Origin of the sequence: Pontiella sulfatireligans (genome assembly GCF_900890705.1) — a bacterium.
GTDB classification, from domain to species: domain Bacteria; phylum Verrucomicrobiota; class Kiritimatiellia; order Kiritimatiellales; family Pontiellaceae; genus Pontiella; species Pontiella sulfatireligans.
Genome location: NZ_CAAHFH010000001.1, coordinates 646618 through 665313 on the forward strand (window position 1 = coordinate 646618; position 18696 = coordinate 665313).

An 18696-nucleotide genomic window follows, 5' to 3' on the forward strand; every position below is an offset into this window, starting at 1 on the left:
GAAATGAAGGATCTAGGAGATTAACATGATGAACAAGTGGATGTGGTCGTTTTTTGTGGTCGGAATGTTATTAGTAGGGGGCATTTCCCTGCATGCGCTGGTACCAATCAAACAGAATGCGGATACTGAAAAAGTTTCTTCGGTGGACAATCCCGAAAAGGTTGCTGTCGTTGGAAAAAAGGCGGTTGCAAAGGATGATTTGGCCTCGGATCACGATAAACCACCTGCGACGATTCCAGAGCAGGTTACGAACGGTGTTGCAGATGCCGATTCACCATTCGACAAAGCCCAAGAGAGCCTGTCCGCTCCTCCAATGACAGAGCTGAGCCCGTCTGGAGTTGAGCAATTGAAAAAGGCGCTTTCCGAGAAGGAGCAGCGACCTCTTAATTTGCAGAAAGTCGACTCGGGGTTATTGGGTTTGATTCCGGGCAGTGGATCTTTGGGCATCGATTCCGCGGAGGCGATACCCTCATTGGATTTGGTGGTAACGGCCCAAGTCGATGAGTCTTTGCTGCTGGAAATCGAGCGGTTGGGCGGTCACATCCATTCGGTTTTTCAAGAGCATGACTGGGTTCGTTTGGATATAGCTCCTTCTGCGTTGGAATCGCTTGCCGGTTTGGATCAGGTTCGTTTTATTCGGCGGTATGTGCCGCCTATGTTGAATAAGGTGAATGTGAGCGAAGGCGATGTGGCACATCGCGCCAGTATTGCGCGGGCTGGTTTTGATATAGGCGGAATGGGCGTAAAAGTTGGGGTGATTTCCGATAGCGCCAGCGCGTCCCAACTGAGCACCTTGATTTCCAGTGGTGACTTGCCTGCCGGGCGGGTCACGGTGCTTCCCGGGCAGGAGAGCTCTGGTTCTGACGAAGGCTTGGCCATGCTCGAAATTGTTTACGATCTGGTACCGGGCGCGGAGCTCTATTTTGCCACGGCCAATGGAGGAGAACCTGTTTTCGCAAGCAATATCCGGGCTCTGCGCGATGCTGGATGCAACGTGATTGTCGATGACGTTGGTTATTTTTTGGAACCCGCCTTTGAAGATGGAGTGATTGCAGAAGCCGTTAATGAGGTTGAGGGTGATGGGGTTGTGTATCTTTCTTCGGCGGGTAATTCTGGGAATGATAACGATGGGCAAAGCGGGGTGTGGGAAGGTGATTTTCGAGTTTACCAAACGATGAATATTGACGGGGCAGCCTATGAGACACATGACTTTGGGTCGGGGGATTTGTTGCAAATAACCGCGTGTAACGGGACTCCGATCATATTGAAATGGTCGGATCGATATGGGGCATCCGGTAATGACTATGATCTGTTTCTGGTTGATTCCAGCGGTCAAGTTGCGGCAAGTTCCTCTAACATCCAAAATGGAAATGATGATCCGTGTGAAGGATTTCAGTTTAACGTAAACCTTGCGGGATATTATTTGTTGATTGCCCGAAAGGCCGGGGAGCAAACCAGATTTTTGCATCTGAACACTAACCGAGGCCGGTTGGCCAGTGGCACGGCGGGACAGATTTATGGTCACAGCGCAGCGGAGGGATGTATTGCCGTGGCGGCCGTGGATGCCAATGCCGCACGTGGATCAGGCGGGGTTTTTGATGGCAGGGAACCTGTTGAAACTTTTTCTTCCGATGGGCCGAGGCGAGTTTTTTACGATGCAAACGGTTCAGCGATCACATCGGGTAATTATACTTCTTCCGGTGGAGCGGTTCGTAATAAGCCGGATTTTGCGGCCGCCGATGGCGTGAAGTGTGCCACGTCGGGTTTTGGCGATTTCCACGGGACCTCGGCGGCGGCTCCGCATGCGGCGGCGATTGTGGCGTTGATGCTGGATAAAAACCCGGGGCTGTCGGTGCCGGAGATTCGGCAGGCGCTTATTGCCGGGTCTATGGATATCGAAGGATCCGGTTGGGACCGGGATTCGGGGCATGGATTGCTCAATGCCTACACAGTGCTCCAGAATACCCCTAGCGCTGGATTGTCCGCGCCGATAGGCATCTCTGCGACCAAGGGGGCGTATATCGATAAGGTGCAAATCAGCTGGGGCGCCGTATCTGGCGCCACGCATTACCAAGTCTATCGGGCAATCAGCGCATCCGGGATGAAAACACCGTTGGGCAGTTGGCAAAGTGGAAACGCGTTCGATGACACCACCGCATCGGCAGGGACGGTTTACTGGTATTGGGTCCAGGCGGCGGAAAGCACGTCGGGTGCGAATGCCAGTACATACAGTGCGGCGGACACGGGGTATCGCAAGGAAGTCACTCAACTTTCAACTCCTGCGGGTGTGATGGCTTCCGATGGAACATTGGAAAGCATGGTTTCCATCTCTTGGAACGCCGTCAGCGGTGCCACGCACTATAGCGTATATCGCGCAACCAGCATTGGCGGCGAAAAAACCACACTGGGTTCATGGCAAACCTCGCGCACCTACTACGATACTTCGGCGGTCTCCGGCACCACCTACTACTATTGGGTCAAAGCCGCCGCCAGCTCCAGCGGCGCCAATGCCAGTGAGTACAGCACACACGACAGCGGGTTCCGGAAAGTTGAATCCACGGCCACGGGCTCGCTTTCCAGCATCTATTGGAGCGAGGAACTGGATGACGACGGAGACGGCTATACGCATCAGCGCAAGCTGCATTTTTCAACCACTCTTTCCGTGGCGGCGGACATCCGGTTCAAGGTGTCGCAAAAAACCGGAAGCACATGGACGACCTATTTTGAGAACAGCGGATCTCTGGCAGGGACGGTAGGGTTGCAAAACTGGAATCTTGCATCGGTTGGATCCGCGGGATTGAGCCATAATTTGTATGATTGGAAAGTCGAGTTGTATGAAGATACACGCCTGTTGGATAGCGAATCAGCAGATGGCGATTTGGTGGATCAGAAATTTGAGACGGCGGCTGAAGATGATTCAGCACCTACTCGCCCCAGTATTAGTGCATCTAATGGTGATTATGAAAGTTCAGTTAGACTTAACTGTTCTGCGAAGAATGCAACGCATTATAAATTTTATCGGTCTGATTCAGTATCGGGAGTAAAAGCGGAAATCACAGATTGGGTTGTTGATAATGTTTTTTGGGATTCAAGTGTGGCACGAGGGGCGGTCTATTATTACTGGGCTAAATCCGCAGCCAGTGACGCAGGACTGAATGCCAGTGATTTCAGTGAGGCGAGTTCCGGGTATGTTCCTTTGCTGACTACGCCCGTAGATGTCAGTGCTTCAGACGGGATCTATTCTGACAAAGTGGTTGTCGATTGGCCCGCAGTGCCGGGTGCCACGCATTACCGTATTTATCGTTCTGACAGTTGGTACACGTATAAACAGGCTCTTAGTGGGTGGCAGACTCAGCTGGAGTATGAGGACACGACAGGCGATGTCGGTCGTAATTATAATTATTGGGTGCGTGCCGCCAATTCGAGTTCTGGGGCAAATGCCAGTCTTTACGGTGGAGATGAGGGGCGATCTGAGAACAATCAGCTGGTTGCAAGGATTCAGGCGGAGCTCGGAACAGGCGCCATTAAAGATTTCGCAATTACAGGTGATGATAAGGTTTATACGCTTACGAGTGCCGGTTTGTACCGGTGGGATTTACTCACTGGGGTATTGTTACGAAAATATACAGACTTACCTCAAATATCCGCATCCAACATAAGTTTGGCTCTGTCCGCAGATGAGAGCCGGGTGGCGGTGATTCAACAATTCGGGGATGACTACATTCTTGATGCAAGAACGGGCGAGGTTTTATCAAGGCTTCAGAGTGGCGTCAGGGCTGGAAAATTTTTAAATGATCCCAATCTGCTTGTCGGTATAGATGGAGAAAGTCCGGAGAGAGTAACTATTTGGGATATTGGGATAGGGGCAGTCGTCGGCAGTTTTGATGGGCACACTTCAGCTATTACATCGATCTCCTTGTCAGAAGACGGTTCTATGATGGCAACCCTAAGTGGTTACGATGAAACCGCTCGAGTTTGGGATGTTGCAAGTCAGCAATGTCTAGTAATGGTCGATACCACAAGTGGTTTACGCTGTGTTCTTTCTCAGGATGGAAGCTCATTGGTGTTGGGGTGTCTGGGATCTGTTGAAATATATGATGTTGATACAGGGGCAATGACTGATTCCCATGACACGAACGGCGAATACATCTACTCGATGGCGTTTTCTCCAGATGGTGCATATTTGTATGGCCAGAGCAAAATATGGGAACTGGATACATGGACAGAGGTGTTTGATTTTCAAGGACAGTTGCAAACATACCCTGCTGCAAAATTTGTTCATGACGGGGCGCATATTGCGGGCGTCAATGGGGATGGAAAAATATCACTTTATGAATATCGTTATGAAAGCGGAGTTCCTGCTTTTTATCCGGTTCAGGCACACTCTAATGAGGTGAAAATGATCGCGGCAGCTGATGGTGCAGAACGGGTCATTAGTGGGACATGGGAAGGAGAAGTCAAGGTTTTAGATATAACCGACGGAAGTGAAGTCTGGTCTCGCGATATGGGGGATTATTGCCTAGGAGTGGACATAACTGATGATGGTTCCCGAGTGCTTGTTGCAATGCGCTACAATGGCGTCGAGTTGTGGGATGTTGATTCAAATCAGTTAATAAGAAGCATACCGGCTCATGCGGGGGATGGCATAGAAAATGTTTATTTTTCCCCCGATGAAACAAAGTTTGTGACGTGCGGATGGGATGACACTGCAAAGGTGTGGGATGTTGCTACCGGGCAATGTGAAGCGACACTCATTAGTCATGCAAACTGTGTTAATTGCGCCGTATTTTCACCCGATGGCTCTATCGTTTATACGGGAGGTAAAGACAGTGATGTTCGAATGTGGGATGTAGCAACCGGAACGTGCCTAAAAACGTTTAATGAGTCGTCGTATACTGTAACAAGCATTGCGCTTGCAGGCGATGGGACTACGTTGGCTTGCTCTCAGGTTGGGGGTCCTTTTGTCTGGGATGTTTCATCGGGTAACTTATTGTATAAAATGAATAGTTCGGGGAGCGTGTTGCAGTTTTCGGATGATAATCAGTCAATTATTACCAGCCTGGGCACATGCGATCTTCAGTCGGGAATATTTACAGAGCTGATATCTGTAGATGGCTATATTTACTCATCTGCCATCTCTTCTAACGGCTGTTTTCTTGGTTTGAATACGGGGGAAATTGATCACTGGATACCCCGTAAAAATTCGCCCGATGTTATGCCTTGCAGTGCTATGCATACAGATGACCTGAATGATGTCGCTGTATCTTCTGATGGTCAGACGATCGTAACGGCTTCACGCGATGGAACAGTGATTATTTGGGATGCGAATACCGGGGTTTCTAAAGTAGTGTTTGAGCATGAAGAGAGTGTGTATTGTTGCGATATAAGTGATGATGGTCGGTATGTTGCGGCCTCTGATGCAGATCGTATGTTGCGGGTGTGGGATTTGGTTACCTCAGAATGTATTTTTGAAGTAGATGCAGATAGTCGATCTGATGTCGAATTTTTCCATTCGGGGGATTTGCTGATAACGACATCTTCAGACGAGATAAAATTATGGTCGGTTCCTGATGGCGAATTGATGGAAACATGGGAAGATGGTGGCGGCTCCCTCGCTATTTCTGATGATGATTCTCTGGTAGCCACCTGCTCTGATGGCATTGCTGATATATGGGACGCTAGCAGCGGATCTCTTCTGTATAGTCATCAATTTGATAATCAATGGATTTCTGTTCGCGAGTTTTCAGTGGACGGCAGCAAACTTTTGATGACGTCCGGTAATGATGTTGGTATTTGGGATGTGGTAACAGGGGATAGATTAAAGTTCTTTGAAGGGCATTCTTTGACGGTGCTCGATGCAGCATTTTCTCCGGACGACTTGCATGTGATTTCAGGGGCTTATGATGATCTTGTTAAGGTCTGGGATGTTACTACAGAGCAGTGTGTTAAAAATTGTATTGGTCATTCGGATTCCGTGCAGGCTGTGGCATATCTACCCGATGGACGTTTTGTCAGTGTAGAGGGTGGGGCAGTCGGCACTAGGGGGATTATATGGCAGTTGGTTGATCCCGATAATTTGCACGAGGTTCATATTGCGGGAGGATTTGGCAGTGGACAATATTCTGTCGGCGAGACGGTGTATATTGGAGGAGTTTCTCCATCATCGGCTCATCAGTTTGCCGGTTGGCAGGGGGATGTTGGTGTTCTGGCCAACATGATGAGCGAAGAAGCATCCTTCGTGATGCCGAATCAGGATGTGTCCTTGGATGCTACCTATGTCGTTCAGGATAATGTGCTCACCGTTAATAACGGCAGTGGATCGGGGACATATCCTGTGGGACATGTCGTTGCCATTGCTTCCAGTGCGCCTCCGCCAGGCCAAACTTTCAATCTTTGGATCGGCGATACAGATTATTTGGCCGATATTTCCGCGACAAATACAACGGTGATCATGCCGGATCATGATGTGTCGATTACGGCGACCTATCGTACGCCTGGCTATACGCTTACGGTTAATAATGGTTCAGGTGGTGGTTCCTACGCTCTGGGGGGCAGTGTTTCTCTCGTTGCAGATGCTCCGCCGTCCGGCGAGCGGTTCGATGCGTGGACAGGCGATACGAATGTTCTGGCTGATGCCAGCTCCGCTTCGACTTCATTGCTTATGCCCGCCCATGATGTGAGCGTAACTGCAACCTATACGGGATATCGGTTAACCATAGAGAACGGTAACGGAAGCGGGGTTTATCCTTCGGGTCAATCCGTGGCGATTGTCGCCGAAGAACCACCTTCCGGGCAGGTTTTTGAACGATGGAGCGGCGACGTCGGTTTCGTGGACAATCTTTCCAATTTAACCGCAAACGTAGCCATGCCGGCTTCGAATGTTACGCTACAGGCAACTTATACCACCGTAGCAGATGACCCGTTTGGCTATCCTGAAACCTATCCAACCGTCGGAATGAATATTCTCGGAAGGGTCGAACTCTTTGGCCAAGCCGCTTCGGACGGGGATATCGTTGCCGTCTTCAGCGGGACTGAGCTGCGCGGCAAGGGCGAGGTGATTGTTGAGGAGACCTTCAGCGGAGTCAATTTGAGCGTTCAGGTTGCACAAAACGGCGAACTGTTGACCTTCAAGCTTTGGGACAGCAACGAAGGTGTGGTCTATGAAGTCAGTCCGGATTGCAATGTAAACGCGGTTTCCGGCACAACGCTCGGTTCGTATCCAGATGGCCTCGTTCCAATCTTTGTTTCCGACGATATTGTTCTCAATATGGATTTGTCTGCCGGATGGAACCAGGTTTCTTTCAACATCGACTTTGAAGATTACTCCATCCGGAATGTTCTGAGCAACGTGCTCGGTTCCGTTTCGATGGCTAAAGGGTTGAACGGTTCTTTCGATCCTGACTTGCCGGATGCATGGAATACGCTGGTTGATTTTGCTCCGGCAAACGGATTCTGGTTGCATATGACTGGGAATGAAAGTCTGGCGCTGACGGGTTCCCCTTTGGAGAGAGCAACGGCAACCATTCAGTTGATCGAAGGATGGAACCACGTCGGGTATCCCTTGTCGGGGGCGGCGGATGTCCGGGTTGTGTTGGCCGACGCACTGTCTTCCAGTGTAATTGACCGCGTGACGGATTCATCAGGAAGTTTTAATCCGCATGTTCCCGACATGGTCAATTCATTGACACAAATGAGGCCCGGGAGAGGATATTGGATTAAAGCAAATCAGCCGTATCTACTGACGTTCAATGCTAATACCGCATCCGCTTTGACCATGCTGGCGGTGCAGTCATCGTCGGCACTCGTTAATGGAATACCTTCCCCTCATCCTTTTGGTGATCCCGTTGTTTACCCCAATCCCGTAATGACCGTTTTGGCCGATGTAAAACTCTATGGTTCAAATGCGGTGTACGGCGATGTGGTGGCTGCCTATGTTGGCAATGAGCTACGCGGCGTTCAGCAGGTTGACATCATGTTTGATAAAGCAGCCATTGCGACCATGGCAGTCAATGTGAATGCCGATGGTGAAGACATCCGCTTCAAGATTTGGGATGCAAGTGCCGAACGGGTGTTCGGTGTGCCAGATGTTGTGGTGGCGTCAGAACTTGGCGGCGCACCGTTTGATTATCCTGAAAGCCTGCTGAAGCTGGATACGCCATATGGCGTTGATGACGATACGGATAACATTCCTGACCACTGGGAAACGAACTATTTCGGGCACGTGACCAATTGTGTTGCGGATGCAGATGCCGATGGCGACGGGCAGAGCAACCTGCGGGAATATGTCTTTGGAACCGATCCGACCAATCGACTGGATGCCGACGTATTCTCGATGACGAGCGGAAGCATGGAAATGGATGTCCGCACGTGTGAAAAGCGCTGGTACACCATTGAGGGGACGGATGATTTGATGTCGTCGAACTGGATGGTGCTGGCGCGGTTCTTCGGCACCGGAACCAACATGATGCTGCTCGATCCCGATGCGGATGAGCTGGACAGCCAATACTACCGCATCAAGGCCGAAGTCATGCCGGATGATCCCGCGACCTACGACTCGGATGGCGACGGGATGAACGACATGCTCGACAGCGATCCGTTCAGCAAGGATTCCGATGGCGACGGTATGCCGGATGGTTGGGAGCAGTCCTATTCCCTGAATGCTTCCGTGAGTAATTCGGTGGTTGATAGCGACAACGACGGCTATTCCGACTATGCGGAATATGTTCTTGGAACCCTGCCCAATGATGGTGACAGCCGCTTCTTCTGGAGTTCAAGCAATGCAACGGTCAATGGCCAACTGCAAAGCGCATTCCTGGTCGGCACCGCGTCCGGGCGGGTCTACTGGGTGGAGCACACGCCTTCACTAACCGGGTCGTGGAAGATGATGAAGCGTTTTGGCGGCGATGGTGGCACCAACTCGTTCATCCTGCAGCCAGCGTCCAACGAGAAAGGCTATTTCCGCATCCGCGCCAGCAATGGGAACGTGCTTCAAATCCAAAGGCATTAGAACAGGACACATGGTGTTGATGTGGCAGTGGAAATACTAAAGCCGTTTGGTCGAGTCGTGCGTGGCATAGTCGTCGCCCTTGGAGATGCCGCCGATCCAAGGAGCCAGTAAGTGCCAGAAGCGCCCCCATTTGCGGGGCGTTTTTTGTTTTCCGCTATTTGAACTAGCGAAGCTGTGTGGGAAGGACTACAAAAGTGGCTGGAAAGGAACCGACGAATTGCAACCATGAAAAATCTCGTCTATCTAGAAACAAGCGTCATTGGCTTTCTGACTGCGCGTCAGTCGAACGATCTGATCCTAGCCGGGCACCAAGCAAGCACACGTTCCTTTTGGGAAAGTCGGGATAGGTACGACCTTGTAATTTCAGACCTCGTGGTACAGGAGTGCGAACAGGGAGACGCTGTCCGGGCCAAGCTTCGTACCGAAGCGATTGATGGGATCCCCGTTCTTGACATTTCCCTTGAGGTTGAGTCTTTGGCTACAGTATTGGTAAAGAAGAAAGCTGTGCCGGAAAACTCCGTAGAAGATGCCATCCATATTGCTGTCGCTGCGGTTGGGGGCGTTGATTTCATTGTCACGTGGAATTTCAAACACATCAACAACCCAACAATGAAGCAAATCATTCGAAACGTGGTTGTGACGGAAGGATATGCCATGCCGGAGATTTGTTCGCCGGAAGAACTGGATGAGGCAGAGCTATGAACAATCCAATCATTGATGAAGTGCGAAGGATTCGCGACGAGCATGCAAAGAAATTCGATTATGATATTGCAGAAATTTGTGACGACTTGCGGAAACATCAGAAAAACTGTGGGCATCCAGTGATCACCCGAAATGGAAAAAACACTGGGCTTTTAGTGGCAGAAGAATCCCCCGACTACGGAACAAAGAATAACCGGGCGGATCAATCGTATGACGACTAAAACAAGAACCATTGGTATTTTAACCTCCGGAGGCGACTGTCCGGGGCTCAACGCGGCGATCCGCGGCGTGGCCAAAGCGGCGCTGGGGCAGGGCACGAAGGTGGTCGGCATTAAGGATGGCTTCCGCGGGCTGGTTGAAAACCGGATGCGTGCGCTGGAGGACGGCGACGTGAGCGGCATTCTGACGCATGGCGGCACCTTTTTGGGGTCGAGCCGCGACAAGCCGCATAAGATGGAAATGGGCGGCACGGTGATGGATATGACCGAGGTCGCGGTTTCCAATGCCAAGAAAAACCACATTGACTGCCTCATCTGCCTCGGCGGCAATGGAACCCAGAAAAATGCCATGCGGCTGCATGAAGCCGGGCTGGATGTTATTACGTTGCCAAAGACCATCGACAACGATGTGGCCGGCACCGACATTACGTTCGGATTTGACTCTTCTATGGCGATTGCTACTGAAGCGATCGACCGGCTGCACACGACGGCCACCAGCCATCATCGGGCGATCGTCTGCGAAATCATGGGCCACAAGGCCGGCTGGCTGGCGCTGGGCGCCGGCATTGCCGGCGGCGCGGATGTGATTCTGCTGCCGGAAATTCCGTACGATATGGATCTCGTGGTTGAGCATTTGCTGGCGCGTCGCCACCATAATAAGCGCTTTTCGATTATTGCAGTAGCCGAGGGTGCTGTTTCCAAGAATGTAGAGAAAGACGGGAAGAAAAAGAAAAAATCCATTCCGGATGAAGAGGTGGAAGGTCTGATCGAGGAACCGGTGGCAAACCGTATTGCGCGCGAAATCCAGCAGGCGGCGGGGCTCGAGGTGCGCTTCACTTCGCTCGGCCATGTGCAGCGCGGCGGATCGCCGACGGCCACCGACCGGCTGCTTTCTACTAGACTGGGCACAAAGGCCGGCGAACTGCTGGCCGAAGGCGTATATAACGTTATGGTCGGCATCAAGGGCGAGCATTGCGTGGCGGTGCCATTGCATGAAGTGGCTGGGCAAACCAAGATTATTCCTAGAAATCATGCATGGCTCAAAACCGCGATGCTGGTCGATACCTGCCTAGGCGATCGAATGGGGGAATTCTAAACCAAAGAACGCAAAGAGCGCGAAACAAGGTGCCGAGGCTTTTCTTTGCGGACTTTGCGTTCTTGGTGTTAAAATTAACCGATTATTTGATTTAAGGTCAGGAGGATATTCATGGGATGCAAAAAAGACAAACCGAAGAAGCAAAAACAGGTCGGCATGTATGAATGCAAAAAGTGCGGCGCCGTCGTGAAGAAAAAGGACAAGGTCTGTAGCGCGAAGAAGATCAAAAAAAACTAAACGTCTTTCTCCGATGCCTTGTTTTTTCGACGAAAAGTACCGTTACTGATCCATTTGCTGCATTTATGCAGCACCATTAGTGGACTAAATAATTCATCTCTTCATCTTTTTGTTTTGTTTCGTCGCCCCTTCCGATTTATAAACCCCGCCTTTTATGAGGTGAATTCATGCAAACGATTGAAGATAAAATCCAAGAATTGAAGCGCGAACGTGGCGCAATCATCATTGCCCACAACTACCAGCCCGACGAGGTGCAGGCCATCGCCGACTTTACCGGCGACTCGCTGGAGCTCAGCCGGAAGGCCGCCGAGCTCGACGAAGAGGTGATTGTTTTCTGCGGGGTGCATTTCATGGCCGAAACCGCGGCCATCCTGAGCCCGGAAAAAACGATTCTGCTGCCTGACCAGTTTGCCGGATGCCCCATGGCGGACATGATTACTGCCGAACAGCTTCGAAAAAAGAAGGCCGAACATCCCGGTGCCGTGGTCATCTGCTACGTCAACAGTTCGGCGGCGGTTAAGGCCGAATGCGACCTGTGCTGCACTTCGTCCAACGCGATGGCCATTGCCCGCTCGGTTCCGGTCGACAAGGAAATCATTTTTGTGCCCGACACGCACCTCGGGCACTACATTCAGAAAGTGCTCGGACGCGAAATGATCATTTGGGACGGCTACTGTCCGACCCACTCCCGAATCCGCGACGTCGACATCGTCCGCGAAAAGAAAGACCACCCTAACGCCGTCGTCATGGCTCACCCGGAATGTCCGCTGGTCATTCGCGACTTGGCCGACTATTTGCTCTCGACCGGCCAAATGTGTACACACGCCGCAGCATCGGACGAAACGGAGTTCATCATCGCCACCGAAATGGGGCTGCTCTACCGCCTCCGGAATGAAAACCCGGAGAAAAAATTCTACGCAGTCAGCGAGAGGGCCCTTTGTCCGAATATGAAAAAAATCGATTTGGAAAAGGTGCTTTGGGCGCTCGAGGACATGCAGCATCGCATTGTGGTGCCGGAACCCACGTGTTCGTTGGCGCGCAAGTCCATCGAAGCCATGTTGGAACTGAGTTAATAGAAACCTGAAATGTGAAACTTGAAACCTGAATTTTTAGGGTTTGGGTGGTTAGTGCTTAGAATTTGAACAAGCGGAGCGAGTTTTATGTGGGAATATACGGACAAAGTCACCGATCATTTTAAGAATCCGCGCAACGTCGGCGCGGTTGAAAATCCGGACGGAGACGGTCTGGCCGGATCGCTCGCGTGCGGCGACGCTCTGCGGCTCACCTTCAAGCTCGGCGAAGAAAAGAAGATTGCGGAGGCCAAGTTCCAAACCTTTGGCTGCGCCAGTGCGATCGCCTCCTCTTCTGCACTCACCGTTATGCTGATTGGCAAGACGGTCGACGAGGCTGACCAGATTACCAACGCCGACATCATCGACTATCTTGGAGACCTGCCGAAGCAAAAGGTCCACTGCTCTGTGATGGGCCGCGAGGCGCTCGAAGCGGCCATCTACAACTATCGCACCGGAAAGACGTTCGACAAGAAACTCGACGGCGAAGTCATCTGCCACTGCTTTGGTGCGACCGATAAGGAAATCGAGAAGGTCGCCCGCGGGCAAAAGCTGACGTCTGCCGAAGAAGTCGCCAACGCCTGCAAGGCCGGCGGTGGATGCGGACAGTGCATTCCGGAAATCGAAGAGATTATCAACCGTGTTATTGGCGAAGAAAAAGCCAAGACCGAAGAAAAGCCTAAGCTGACCCAGTTGCAGAAAATCAAGCTGATCGAAGAAACCATCGACCGCCAGGTGCGTCCCATCCTCCGGCGCGACGGCGGAGATCTGGAGCTGCACGACGTAGACGGCGACAAAGTTTTGGTTAAGTTTGTCGGCGCTTGCGTCAGCTGTCCGGTTTCGGCCGTCACGCTGAAAGACGTTGTAGAAAACCAACTCCGCGAAGCCGTCTCCGACGACATCGTCGTAGAAGCCGTGTAGGTGGAAACCTGAAACTTGAAATTTGAAACCTGAAAGTTTGGATTTTGAGTTTGTTTAGGATTTAGAAATTAGGGATTAGAATTTCATGAAGCAGTCAGTTTATGTAGACAACAATGCCACAACCGCGGTTGCGCCCGAAGTTACGGAAGCAATGCTTCCCTTCTTTTACGAACAATGGGGCAACCCTTCGAGCATGCACACGTTTGGGGGCGGCGTTAAAAAGCACATCGACGAAGCGCGCGAAAAAGTGGCGGCGTTGATCGGCGCCGAGCATCCCAACGAAATCATCTTTACGAGCTGCGGTTCAGAATCCGACAACATGGCCGTTCGTGGCGCGGTCGACGCCATGGGGGGCCATCCGCACTTGATCACCACCCGCGTTGAGCATGCCGCTGTACTCGGTCCGTGCCATTATCTTGAAGACAAGGGCTTTCGCCTATCGACCCTCGAAGTTGACGACGCGGGCAACCTCGATATGGAACAGGTTCGCGAGAAATCCATGTCTGGAAAAGCAACCGTTGCATCCATTATGTGGGCCAACAACGAGACTGGCGTTATTTTCCCGGTTCCAGAGATTGGAAACCTGATTAAAGAGGGCGGGGGCATCTTCCACACCGACGGCGTGCAGATTGTTGGAAAGCTTCCGATCTCCGTGAAGGATATCCCCGTGGACCTGCTCTCCATTTCCGGCCACAAGCTGCATGCCCCCAAGGGCATCGGCGTGCTGTATGCGCAGCGCGGCACCAAAATCACCCCGCACATCATGGGCGGGCACCAGGAACGCGGCCGGCGCGCCGGCACGGAAAACGTGCCGTACATCGTGGGCCTGGGCAAAGCCTGCGAACTGGCGCTGCAGCGCATGGAGCACGACGCCGAGCATGAGCGCAAGCTGCGCGACCGACTGGAAGCCGGCATCCTTGCCTCCTGCAAGGGCGCGCGTGTCAACGGCGGAGGCTCCGAGCGCCTGCCCAACACCACCAACATTAGTTTTGAATATGTCGAAGGCGAAGCGATTCTGCTGATGCTCGACGACGTCGGTATTTGCGCATCGACCGGCTCGGCCTGCGCCTCCGGCTCGCTGGAGCCGTCGCACGTGCTGCGCGCCATGGATGTGCCTCGCTCGATGCTGCACGGCTCGATCCGGTTCAGCTTAAGCAACTACAACACTGGCGAGGACATCGACTATGTTCTCGAACAAATACCGCGCATCATTGCGCGACTGCGCGAACTGTCGCCTTTTGCGAACGATTGATAGGCGGCCGCATTGCGGCCATCAAGAATCGAGTGTCCGTTCATGGTTGTGTTTCATCACCAGGTGAAGGTGAAAGATGTTCTTGAAGCGGATCAGCTTTATCTCCGCGTTGGTTCGCCGTCCGCTGATCAACACCGCTAGGGCGGGGTCGCGGCTTTGGTCGAGGTCGAGTCGAACATCTCGGATGTCGGACATGTCGATGATGCGGTGGCGAAAGGTGGATTGGATGGAAATTCGAGCGGGCTCGACAATCACTTTGCATGGTTCCGCGACGAATGCTTTGAGGGTCGGGAGCGTGAATAGAAGCAGAATCGCTCCCCAGTATAGTCCCAGCGTGCAAGCCCATGCGGCGCCTCCCGCGAAAAACACCAGTATCAAGAGGTGCACGGCGTAGAAGTCTCCGCGTTTTCTGAAGACGGCGCCCTCCGTGTTGTTTCCAAGATGCTCAAGGTTTCGCTCCAGTAGATTCAGCACGTCGGGCAGGTTTTCAGTTTGATATTCCACACGGATTGTTTCACCGTTCATTGATCGCAGCTTAAGGCAGGCGCCTTGTAATGATTCTTCAATCGCCGCGATCTCGCCCCATTTCATCATAATATTGCGGCCGTGGGGAGAGTGCGATGCGACGCTCTCGTTCGTAATCTCGATGCAGTCGTTTGTTCTTCTCCATACCGAGATGAAGAGCGCGACGAAAACCGCGTAACCCACGGCACTCGCGAGCCAAGTCCAGCGGAGGGCTGGATGTTTGTTGAATGCTGGAATGAACCAAAAAGCGATGCTGGCCAGCAATTCAATGGAAAAGAATGCCAGCCCGAAAGCAACCATTCCTTTCATGCCGCGCGTCAGTCCGAATGTTTCGGAAAAAGCATCGGGTCGCGAAGGCATGGGATCAGACTATTTTTCGGTGGTCAACAACCCGCTGGGCTTTGCCGATGAAACGCTCCAGCGAATTGGGTGAAACCAGTTCGATGTTCATGCGCAGGCCGGTGATGCCTTGGATGGCGCGGCCGATCTTGTCCTTGAGTTCCTGCATCTCTTTCATGCTGGAGCTGAACGACTCTTCCGTCATTTCAACCTTCACCGTGGCCACATCCTTGCGGTCGGGGCGCTCAACTACGATCTGATAGTGGGGGGCGGTTCCTTTGACCCGCAGCAACGCTTGCTCCACCTGCGACGGGTAGACGTTAACGCCTTTGATGATGAGCATGTCGTCGCTGCGCCCGGTGATGCGGCTCATGCGCACCGTGGTGCGTCCGCAGGCGCACGGCTCGGGGTTGAGCGAGGCAATGTCGCGCGTGCGGTAGCGGATGATCGGCATGGCCTCTTTGCAGAGCGAGGTGAACACGAGCTCGCCCTCTTCGCCGGGCGCAATCGGTTCGAGTGTTTCGGGGTTGATGCATTCGACAATGAATGCGTCCTCGGAAATATGCATGCCGTCGCGCACTGCGCATTCGCCGCTGACTCCTGGGCCGATGACTTCGCTCAAGCCATAGTTGTTGAAGCAGAGGATGCCCATTTCATCTTCGATGCGCGTTCGCATGTCTTCCGTCCACGGCTCGCCGCCAAAGTGGGCATATTTGAGGTTCAGCGCATTGCGCGGAATATCGTTCTGGATGATGAATTCGGAAATGTTCAGCGCATAGCTCGGCGTGCAGACGAGCGCGTCGACCTGCATATCCATCATCAGCATAATTTGCTTCGGGGTATTGCCGGCCGCCGCCGGAATGACGGATGCGCCAGCGTGCTCCACACCATAGTGGAGGCCGAACCCGCCGGTAAAGAGTCCGTAGCCAAAAGCAATCTGGACGGTGTGCTGCGGAAGCAGTCCGCCTCCGGTCAAAAAGCGTGCGCACAGGTTGGCCCAGGTTTTTAGATCGTTTTGCGTGTAGGCCACCATGGTCGGTTTTCCGGTGGTGCCGGACGAGCCGTGGTAGCGCGCCACCTCCGCGCGATCGACGGCCAGCATGCGCAGTGGATATTCCGCGCGCAGGTCGGCCTTGGTGGTGAAGGGGAGGCGTTGCAGATCGTCCAAGGATTGGATCTTTCCCGGCGTGATTCCGGTTCTAGAAAACACCTCTTTATAGAATGGTACATTCTGCACGCGTTCAACGGTTTCGCGCAACTTCGCGGACTGGAGAGCCTTGAGTTCGCCGCGCGGCAACGACTCTTCCTTGTCCCAAATCCGGTTTTCAATCACAAATTTACTCATATCAAACAACCTGTACTGTTTTCAAAAAAGAACGAAAAGGTCGCAAAGAAAGGGATTGCGAAATCATACCTGCTTCGCGGTCTTTGCGTTCTTCTGTTAAATCTTTGTTACCCTTCGGCGCGCTGATAGAGCTCGACGCTGTCGAGGATGGGGAGATTGGCTTGCTGCAGAGCGGCAACGGCTTTGTCCATGTCGTCGAAGCGGAAGAGCAGCACAGCCTTTTCGCCGCTCTTGATGACAAAGGCATACATATATTCAACACTGATGCCGGATGCTTCCTCAATGGAAAGAATCTCGCTGAGTCCGCCGGGCTGATCGTCCAGTTCGACCGCAATAACTTCCGTCAGCTTGGCCACGAAGCCATTGCTTTCGAGCAGTGTCTTCGCCTTGTCGTAGTCCTTTACAATCAGGCGCAGAATGCCGAACTGCTCGGTGTCCGCCAGCGAAAGCGTAATGATGTTGATTTGGTTTTCGGCCAGCAAAGCGCACAGCTCGCGCAGGCGTCCGGGCTTGTTCTCCAAAAATACTGATAACTGCTTTAATTTCATTTTCTGTGCTCCTGTATTTTAAACACAAAGGCACGAAGTTCACTGAGGCGGCGGCTGTTCGTGTGCTTCGAGCTCTTTGTGCCTTTGTGTTTAATTATTTAGTCCGGTTGTCGATTACGCGTTTCGCCTTGCCCATCGAGCGCTCGATGGTGTTGGGCTCGACGAGGGTGAGTTTGACGCGGATGCCGAGAATGTGCGCGATGGCATCGGAAAGCTGCTTGTGGACGGCTTCCACACCCCGGACGGTATCAGTGAATGTTTTGGCGCTGACCTCGACCTGCACCTCCATCTGATCCATGCCGCCGTGGCTACTGAGCACGATCTGATAGTGGGGCTGGGTTTCTTCAACCTTGAGCAGGGCCGCTTCAATCTGCGACGGGAAGATGTTCACGCCGCGGATGATGAACATGTCGTCGGAACGCCGCGCAATGCGGTTGATGCGGCGGATGGTGCGGCCGCATTCGCATTTTCCGGCAATAACGCTGGTGATGTCGTGCGTGCGGTAGCGCATGACGGGCATCGCCTTTTTGCTGAGCGTGGTAATGATCAGCTCGCCTTCCTCGCCATCGGGCATGGCTTCATCGGTGACGGGATCGACGATCTCGATCATAAAGTGGTCTTCGAAGATATGGAGGCCGTGCTGTTTTTCGCAGGCCATGCCGACGCCCGGCCCGATGATTTCTGAGAGGCCGTAGATGTCGTAGGCCTTGATGCCGGTTTTGCCTTCGATGTATTCGCGCATTTCGTCGGTCCACGGCTCGGCGCCGAATACGCCGGCGCGCAACGGGATTTCGTCCCAGTCGATGCCCATCTTTTCGGCATATTCGATGAGGTGCAGGAAATAGCTCGGCGTAGCGCAGATGGCGGTGGTGCCGAAGTCGCGCATCACCATGATCTGCCGCTCGGAATTTCCTCCAGAGATTGGAATAACCGTGGCGCCGAGGGCTTCTGCGCCATAGTGCGCGCCCAACCCTCCGGTGAAGAGACCGTAGCCGTAGGCGTTCTGAATAATGTCGCCGCTGTGCAGGCCGGCGCAGGCGAAGGTACGTACCATGACCTCTTTCCAAACCTCGATATCCTCGTCGGTATAGGCCACCACAATCGGCTTTCCGGTGGTGCCGGACGAAGCGTGCAAGCGAACCACTTCGTTCATCGGAACGGCAAAAAGACCGTAGGGATAGGTGTCACGCAGATCGGTCTTCTGGGTGAAGGGCAGCTTGCGGATATCTTCCAGTGATCGGACATCCTCTGGTTTTACACCACGTTCATCCATGCGCTCGCGGAAAAGCCGCTGATTATCGTAGGCGTGCTTGGTGATGGCGCGAAGGCGCTGAAGTTGAAGGGTGCGGAGTTGTTCCTCACGCATATAATCGGGGGCTGAAGCAGGGTGCATCAGACTTTCCCGGTCGTTCCATTGTGCATGCATAATCGTGCCT

At 52.8% G+C, this 18696-nt stretch carries 12 protein-coding genes; 8 read left to right on the forward strand and 4 right to left on the reverse strand.

The features are described from left to right. Positions 1 to 25 precede the first annotated feature (25 nt). The 8 genes from SCARR_RS02355 (at position 26) to nifS (ending at position 14503) form a co-directional block, all read left to right on the forward strand. A complete protein-coding gene (locus SCARR_RS02355) occupies positions 26 to 9007 on the forward strand; it encodes an InlB B-repeat-containing protein (RefSeq protein WP_136059913.1) in 8982 nt (2993 codons plus the stop codon). A 225-nt stretch (positions 9008 to 9232) separates the two neighbouring features. Beyond that, positions 9233 to 9709 carry a type II toxin-antitoxin system VapC family toxin gene (locus SCARR_RS02360; protein ID WP_136059914.1) on the forward strand — a complete coding sequence of 159 codons (477 nt, stop codon included), beginning with the start codon at positions 9233 to 9235 and terminating at the stop codon, positions 9707 to 9709. Continuing rightward, positions 9706 to 9930 carry a hypothetical protein gene (locus SCARR_RS02365; RefSeq protein WP_136059915.1) on the forward strand — a complete coding sequence of 75 codons (225 nt, stop codon included), beginning with the start codon at positions 9706 to 9708 and terminating at the stop codon, positions 9928 to 9930. The genes SCARR_RS02360 and SCARR_RS02365 overlap by 4 nt, the downstream gene beginning before the upstream one ends. Next, positions 9920 to 11023, forward strand: a complete 1104-nt coding sequence (locus SCARR_RS02370) for a 6-phosphofructokinase (protein ID WP_136059916.1) — start codon at positions 9920 to 9922, stop codon at positions 11021 to 11023. The genes SCARR_RS02365 and SCARR_RS02370 overlap by 11 nt, the downstream gene beginning before the upstream one ends. 111 nt (positions 11024 to 11134) lie before the next feature. After that, complete coding sequence (locus SCARR_RS29020) at positions 11135 to 11260, forward strand: hypothetical protein (RefSeq protein WP_281281098.1); 126 nt, start codon at positions 11135 to 11137, stop codon at positions 11258 to 11260. A gap of 167 nt (positions 11261 to 11427) precedes the next feature. Then, positions 11428 to 12333, forward strand: coding sequence for a quinolinate synthase NadA (gene nadA / locus SCARR_RS02375; protein ID WP_136059917.1), 906 nt, complete (start codon positions 11428 to 11430; stop codon positions 12331 to 12333). Between the two features lie 87 nt (positions 12334 to 12420). Next, entirely contained in the window at positions 12421 to 13251 is an 831-nt protein-coding gene (nifU, locus tag SCARR_RS02380) for a Fe-S cluster assembly protein NifU (protein ID WP_136059918.1), read from the forward strand. An 85-nt stretch (positions 13252 to 13336) separates the two neighbouring features. Then, complete coding sequence (nifS, locus tag SCARR_RS02385; RefSeq protein WP_136059919.1) at positions 13337 to 14503, forward strand: cysteine desulfurase NifS; 1167 nt, start codon at positions 13337 to 13339, stop codon at positions 14501 to 14503. Positions 14504 to 14524: 21 nt separating this feature from the next. On the opposite strand, the gene SCARR_RS02390 is transcribed toward nifS, so the two are convergent. The 4 genes from SCARR_RS02390 to SCARR_RS02405 form a co-directional block, all read right to left on the reverse strand. Continuing rightward, the gene (locus SCARR_RS02390) at positions 14525 to 15388 is read right to left on the reverse strand and encodes a hypothetical protein (protein ID WP_168432920.1); all 864 of its coding nucleotides are present in this window, start codon (positions 15386 to 15388) and stop codon (positions 14525 to 14527) included. A 4-nt stretch (positions 15389 to 15392) separates the two neighbouring features. After that, complete coding sequence (locus SCARR_RS02395) at positions 15393 to 16712, reverse strand: phenylacetate--CoA ligase family protein (RefSeq protein WP_136059921.1); 1320 nt, start codon at positions 16710 to 16712, stop codon at positions 15393 to 15395. Positions 16713 to 16819: 107 nt separating this feature from the next. After that, the gene (locus tag SCARR_RS02400) at positions 16820 to 17260 is read right to left on the reverse strand and encodes an ACT domain-containing protein (protein WP_136059922.1); all 441 of its coding nucleotides are present in this window, start codon (positions 17258 to 17260) and stop codon (positions 16820 to 16822) included. 94 nt (positions 17261 to 17354) lie between these two features. Then, positions 17355 to 18686, reverse strand: coding sequence for a phenylacetate--CoA ligase family protein (locus SCARR_RS02405; RefSeq protein ID WP_136059923.1), 1332 nt, complete (start codon positions 18684 to 18686; stop codon positions 17355 to 17357). Positions 18687 to 18696: the final 10 nt, after the last annotated feature.

Bases quoted from the DNA above. Each gene is read 5' to 3' on its own strand.
- SCARR_RS02360 (WP_136059914.1), top strand. From the start codon at position 9,233: ATGAAAAATCTCGTCTATCTAGAAACAAGCGTCATTGGCTTTCTGACT.
- SCARR_RS02365 (WP_136059915.1), top strand. From the start codon at position 9,706: ATGAACAATCCAATCATTGATGAAGTGCGAAGGATTCGCGACGAGCAT.
- SCARR_RS02390 (WP_168432920.1), bottom strand. From the start codon at position 15,388: ATGCCTTCGCGACCCGATGCTTTTTCCGAAACATTCGGACTGACGCGC.
- SCARR_RS29020 (WP_281281098.1), top strand. From the start codon at position 11,135: ATGGGATGCAAAAAAGACAAACCGAAGAAGCAAAAACAGGTCGGCATG.
- SCARR_RS02370 (WP_136059916.1), top strand. From the start codon at position 9,920: ATGACGACTAAAACAAGAACCATTGGTATTTTAACCTCCGGAGGCGAC.
- nifU (WP_136059918.1), top strand. From the start codon at position 12,421: ATGTGGGAATATACGGACAAAGTCACCGATCATTTTAAGAATCCGCGC.
- nifS (WP_136059919.1), top strand. From the start codon at position 13,337: ATGAAGCAGTCAGTTTATGTAGACAACAATGCCACAACCGCGGTTGCG.
- nadA (WP_136059917.1), top strand. From the start codon at position 11,428: ATGCAAACGATTGAAGATAAAATCCAAGAATTGAAGCGCGAACGTGGC.
- SCARR_RS02395 (WP_136059921.1), bottom strand. From the start codon at position 16,712: ATGAGTAAATTTGTGATTGAAAACCGGATTTGGGACAAGGAAGAGTCG.
- SCARR_RS02355 (WP_136059913.1), top strand. From the start codon at position 26: ATGATGAACAAGTGGATGTGGTCGTTTTTTGTGGTCGGAATGTTATTA.
- SCARR_RS02405 (WP_136059923.1), bottom strand. From the start codon at position 18,686: ATGCATGCACAATGGAACGACCGGGAAAGTCTGATGCACCCTGCTTCA.
- SCARR_RS02400 (WP_136059922.1), bottom strand. From the start codon at position 17,260: ATGAAATTAAAGCAGTTATCAGTATTTTTGGAGAACAAGCCCGGACGC.